The sequence below is a fragment of the Vibrio sp. Vb1980 genome, assembly GCF_033338615.1.
Classification (GTDB): domain Bacteria; phylum Pseudomonadota; class Gammaproteobacteria; order Enterobacterales; family Vibrionaceae; genus Vibrio; species Vibrio alginolyticus.
On the sequence record NZ_JAWOSZ010000100.1, the window covers coordinates 1 to 641 of the forward strand.

The window sequence follows — 641 nt, forward strand, 5'->3', positions numbered from 1 at the left end:
TATCCGCACCGACGAACACGGAGTCGCAATCAAAGAAGGTGACCAAGTGGCAATTGGTGGCAACGACCGTTATGTCTCGGTTTGCCGTCAGCACTACAAAGAAGCCCTAGGTAAATAAACCTATCCATTCAGCTTCAAAGCAGTACAGAAAAGCCACCGAATTCGGTGGCTTTTTAATTGTTCATTTCGCTCAGACGAGATCAAAACCGAATCGCTCTAACAAGACTTGATAAGATGAATCCACTTGATTTGGAATGTCTTGTTTAGTTTGAAATCCTTTTTCGGGATAGCTTTTGACGCGGGAAAAATCTTCCATCAGCGCTTCTAACACCATCATTAGCGGCATGTCTTCGTTGATGTATTCGAAGAATGGATGAGCGGTAGAACTGACTTGCACTTGCGAGTAGGGTGATTGCCATTGCTTCTCAAACGTAGCGATGGCGCGGCGTTCCATAAATGGCTTTTGCACTAAAACAATCGATTCGCATTGGATGCCTTTCTCTTTTAATAACTGCAGTTGCCAACCAATACGTTGCTCAGCGAAGAACATGCACCATTTTTTGTGCCATTGATTCGGCTGCAGGGTGGAACCGAGATAATTGTCGGTATCGAAACCAAACTCTTTCTGTTCTCCCCATTGA

General features: G+C 44.6%; 2 pseudogenes. One reads left to right on the top strand and one right to left on the bottom strand.

Annotation, left to right across the window (positions count from 1 at the left end):
- A pseudogene (locus tag R7F64_RS23970) lies at positions 1-118 on the top strand (thymidine kinase); the annotation flags it as partial.
- Positions 119-475: 357 nt separating this feature from the next.
- Here R7F64_RS23970 and R7F64_RS23975 read toward each other — a convergent pair.
- Positions 476-641, bottom strand: a pseudogene (locus R7F64_RS23975) (fructosamine kinase family protein); the annotation flags it as partial.